The organism is Cobetia sp. (assembly GCF_983723665.1).
The window spans coordinates 1-4,476 of sequence record NZ_CFDJES010000182.1 but is presented as its reverse complement, the minus strand read 5'-3'; the positions used below and the strand labels follow the sequence as shown (position 1 = coordinate 4,476).

The window sequence follows — 4,476 nt, the reverse complement described above, 5'->3', positions numbered from 1 at the left end:
GCGAGGCGCACTGCCACGCACTCCCACCCGCGTGCTAGCCTGCGCGCATGCTCACTCAATCAGGCACCACTGATGTCTCACGATAGCTCCCCTACTGCCTCAGAACCTCTCACTGCTGGCAAGGCAGCGCAGCCCACTGACGACAAGAAAATGGCAGACGAGGAAATGGCAGCGTCTCGCACGCTGGGCAAGCGGCTGCGCGAACTGCGCACGCGTCATGGCCTCTCTCAGCGCGAACTGGCCAAGCGCGCCCAGGTGACCAATTCGACCATCTCGCAGGTCGAGCAGGACGCGGTCAGCCCTTCCGTCAGCTCGCTGAACAAGATTCTCGAGGTATTTCCGATCTCGCTGAGCGACTTCTTCAGCGATGAGATACCCGTCGAACCACCACGCATCCTACGTGGCAACGAGCATGAGCCGATTGCGGGCTGTGGACCGGGACTCACGCTGCGACGCATTGATCAATCCCGGCAGACATCGCCACAGCCCCAGATCGAGCTGGGCAGCCTCGCACCGGAGTGCAGCGCCTATCTGCAGGCCGCGCATGACAGCCTGGTGCTGGTGACGCACGGCGCACTGTGCATCGAGTTCCCCGCGACGGCGGCCTGCCAGGAGGCACTTCTCGAATGTGGTGATGCTGCGCGACTGCATGCCGGGGAGCGCTATCAACTGCACTGGCGCAAGCCTGAGGCGTCACAAGCCGCCAGCCGTGAAGTTACCCACCACGGGACCTCCGACGCTGCCGAGGCCCCAGACTGCCAGTGGCTATGCATCGCACAGAGTCGCTAGGCAGGTATTCGCTCGAGAGCTGCTCGGCCCTGACCAGCATGGCCTCAACCAGCAAGACCCAAGCCAGCTAGGCCGAGTGGGCGTGAAGCGCGTCGCTAGCCTCTTGCAGCGCGGGAGTGAGGGTGGCCCGCAGCATCAGGCGACTGCTCGCGCGCCTCATCCCAGGGGTCATTGGTGGCCGGCTCGGCCAGGAAGCGCTCCACCATGGTGTGCGGGCAGAAATCTGCCAACCATTCCTCGCGAATCGGATAGCCCTCCTCTGCCAACAACTCGTTCATGCGTCGCGCGAGGCCTTCGGCGGAATGCGGCGCGATGGCGTGTTCCAGCTCGCCCTTGAGGATCTCGCGTATTCCGCCACGACAATCCACCGACACTACCGGTGTGCCGCAGGCCAGCGCCTCCATCAGCACGATACCCATGCCCTCGACACGCGAGCTGAGCACGAACAGCTTGGCGGCACGCATCCAGGCATAGGGGTTGTCACGCTGACCGGCGAAGATCACCCGCTCGGCGATGCCAAGCCATTCAGCCTGGGCTTCCAGGGCTTCCCGGCAATGGCCCGCCCCCACGATCACCAGCGGCTCCTTCGGATTGGCCAGGGCATAAGCCTCGAGCAACAGGGCGTGGTCTTTCTGCGGCACCAGACGCGCCACATTGAGAATGAAGGGCTCAGCGGGGATATCCGGCTCATCCATGGCGGCCTGCTCGCGGATCCGGGTGATCGGACAGGCATTGACGATCGTCTCGATATGCGCCGGCGTCACCCCATGCTGGCGAGCAATGTCACGTGCCCCTTGCGCCACATCCTCGGACACCGCCACCAGATGCTTGTCCTCCAGCAGACAGCGGGCAAACATGCGCTGCTTCCACTGCGGGCCGCTAAAGTTGACGCGATTTTCCAGCACGTAACGTGCACGGGAATCCTTGAAGCCCCACACCTGCTCGAAGGTTCCCAGGCCACGGAAGATGATGCGGTCAACCTTGCCGTGTTCCTGCTCGAATTCCTCGAGCCAAGCGGCGAATTCCTCGCCACCGGCCTTGCCGACCCACACGAAATTGGAGCGACGGATGACGGGATTGAGCACCAGACGTGACGCCAGTGTCGTCAGGGCGCCGCCGACGGAACGCTGGACGCGCTGCTGAATCGGCACGATGTGCTGCTGGACGCTGGCATCCTGCGGTTCAAGCACCTGATCACGACCGCGCCAGATGACCATATGCGTCTCGTGGTCATTCGCGGCCAGACTGTCGGCAAGATTGACCGCCACTCGCTCCATGCCGCCCATTTTCAGGCTTCTCACTACGACCAGGGTACGCAAGCATCACTCCTTCGAATGTCCGCCAGTACCGCTTTGTGTCGCGTGCAAGACATGCGAAAACGATAGCTGGCGTCTGGTGGGAAAACGAAAAATGCAACTCACATGTGCCAGTCACTCAGCACACGGGAGTTGCATTTATCTGAACCGTCATTCGCGGGAATGTTCCCTGCGACCACTCATCAAATGGTAATCATTCTCCCTCTTTCGCCGGCGGCAGAATCAGGTTGAGCACGATGCCCAGAATGGCGGCCAGGCTCACGCCCTGCAGCGTGAACTGGCCACCACCGACCTGCATGCCACCGATCCCGAACACCAGGATCAAGGAGGCGATCACCAGATTGCGCGGTGCGGTCAGCGAATCCCCCGCGCGCACCAGCGTGTTCATGCCGACCACCGCGATCGAGCCGAACAGCAGGCACATGATGCCGCCCATCACCGGCGTGGGGATCGTCTGCAGCACGGCGCCGACCTTGCCGATGAAGGCCAGCGAGATCGCGACACAGGCCGCGACCGTCATCACGCGCGGATTGAAATTGCGGGTCAGCATCACCGCACCGGTCACTTCGGAATAGGTGGTATTGGGCGGACCACCGAACAGTGACGCCGCCGACGTCGCCAGGCCGTCACCGAGCAGCGTGCGATGCAGCCCCGGCTTCTTCAGGTAGTCGCGCCGTGTCACCGAGCCGATCGCCACCATGTCGCCGATATGCTCGACGGCAGGCGCGATGGCGACGGGAATCATGAACAGAATGGCGGAAAATTCGAAGGTCGGCGCAGTGAAGCTTGGCAGCGCCAGCCACTCAGCGGCATGCACCGGCGAGAGATCGATCACTCCCATCACCAGCCCCAGCACATACCCCGTCAGGATACCGCCGAGGATCGGCACCAGACGCAACATGCCACGCCCGAAGATCGACAGCACCAGCGTCACGCCAAGACTGGCCAATGACAATGTCAGCGCCTGGGCATGCGAGATGTTGTCGCTGAATTCGCCGGTGGCCATCTGCACCGCCGTCGGTGCCAGCGCCAGCCCGATGACCATGATCACCGGACCGACCACGACGGCCGGCAGCAGGCGATGCACGATGCCGACACCCTTGAGGCGAATGCATTGCGCCAGCAGCACATAGACCAGGCCTGCGACGAACAAACCGCCCATGGTGGCAGGAATGCCGAAGTTCGCGACCGAGCTCTGGATGGGCGCAATGAAGGCAAACGATGAGGCGAGGAAGACCGGCACGCTGGCCTTGGTCACGCACTGGAAGACCAGGGTGCCGACACCGGCCGTGAACAGGGCGACGTTGGGATCAAGCCCGGTCAGCAGCGGGACCAGCACCAGCGCACCAAAGGCGACGAACAGCATCTGCGCGCCGGTGACGAGAGTCGTCAGCGAGAACCCTTCCTGTTCCGGCAAGGGCACATGGGCAGACGACGCATGGGGAGAGGAGGTATCAGAGGACGGTGATGAAGACGACATGGCAGCACTTCTTTTCACGGGCGGAGGAGTCAACCGCCTGATCCTGACTGCTCAGACAGGTCAGACAGATACAAAAACGCCCCGCGCAGATACGCAGGGCGTTGTCATCTCTGGCGGGCGCTCAGCGCGTGCCGAAGATCTTGTCACCGGCATCGCCGAGACCCGGCACGATGTAACCGTTCTCGTCGAGACGGTCATCGACGGAGGCGGTGTAGATCTCGATGTCCGGGTAGGATTCCTGCACCTTGGCAATCCCCTCAGGCGCCGCGACCAGCACGATGACCTTGATCTGCTGGCAGCCCTTGGCCTTGAGCATGTCCAGCGTGGCGATCATGGAACCGCCGGTCGCCAGCATCGGGTCGATCACGATGGCCAGACGCTCGTCGAGATCTGACACGAACTTCTCGAAATACGGTACCGGCTCCAGCGTCTCTTCATCACGGTACAGGCCCACGACGCTGATGCGTGCCGGGGGAATCAGGTCCGTCACGCCATCCAGCATGCCCAGGCCGGCGCGCAGGATCGGGACGATGGTCACTTTCTTGCCCTTGATGGTCTGGACATCCAGCTCGTTGCCGCTCCAGGCATCAATGGTGGTAGTTTCCAGCTCCAGGTCCTGGGTTGCCTCATAGGTCAACAGCTTGGCGACCTCACTGGCCAGCTCACGGAAGCTCTTGGTGCTGATGCCTGCTGCACGCATCAGGCCGAGCTTGTGCTGGACCAGTGGATGATTGATGGCATGGACGCTCATGGAAATACCTCTTGGGACAGAAGATGGTGCAAACGATATGCAGCACTACCCCCGCCGGCTCGGACGATAGCAGCGGGGAGGCTGGTAAATTGAGCGCATTCTAGCGGAAGCAGGCTTACAAGTTAAGTACCACCACCCTG

General features: G+C 62.4%; 4 protein-coding genes. 1 reads left to right on the top strand and 3 read right to left on the bottom strand.

Annotated elements, in window-relative coordinates:
- Positions 1-150 precede the first annotated feature (150 nt).
- Positions 151-789 (top strand): helix-turn-helix domain-containing protein, encoded by a 639-nt coding sequence (locus AC4FAH_RS13380; protein ID WP_288387913.1) that lies wholly within the window; start codon positions 151-153, stop codon positions 787-789.
- Between the two features lie 95 nt (positions 790-884).
- Here AC4FAH_RS13380 and AC4FAH_RS13375 read toward each other — a convergent pair whose 3' ends face one another.
- The 3 genes from AC4FAH_RS13375 to upp all read right to left on the bottom strand — a co-directional run bounded on the left by AC4FAH_RS13375 (position 885) and on the right by upp (position 4,336).
- A complete protein-coding gene (locus AC4FAH_RS13375; protein WP_490246196.1) occupies positions 885-2,108 on the bottom strand; it encodes a glycosyltransferase in 1,224 nt (407 codons plus the stop codon).
- A gap of 190 nt (positions 2,109-2,298) precedes the next feature.
- Entirely contained in the window at positions 2,299-3,585 is a 1,287-nt protein-coding gene (locus AC4FAH_RS13370; protein WP_303568501.1) for a uracil-xanthine permease family protein, read from the bottom strand.
- A gap of 121 nt (positions 3,586-3,706) precedes the next feature.
- Positions 3,707-4,336 carry a uracil phosphoribosyltransferase gene (upp, locus tag AC4FAH_RS13365; protein WP_043335602.1) on the bottom strand — a complete coding sequence of 210 codons (630 nt, stop codon included), beginning with the start codon at positions 4,334-4,336 and terminating at the stop codon, positions 3,707-3,709.
- Positions 4,337-4,476 lie beyond the last annotated feature (140 nt).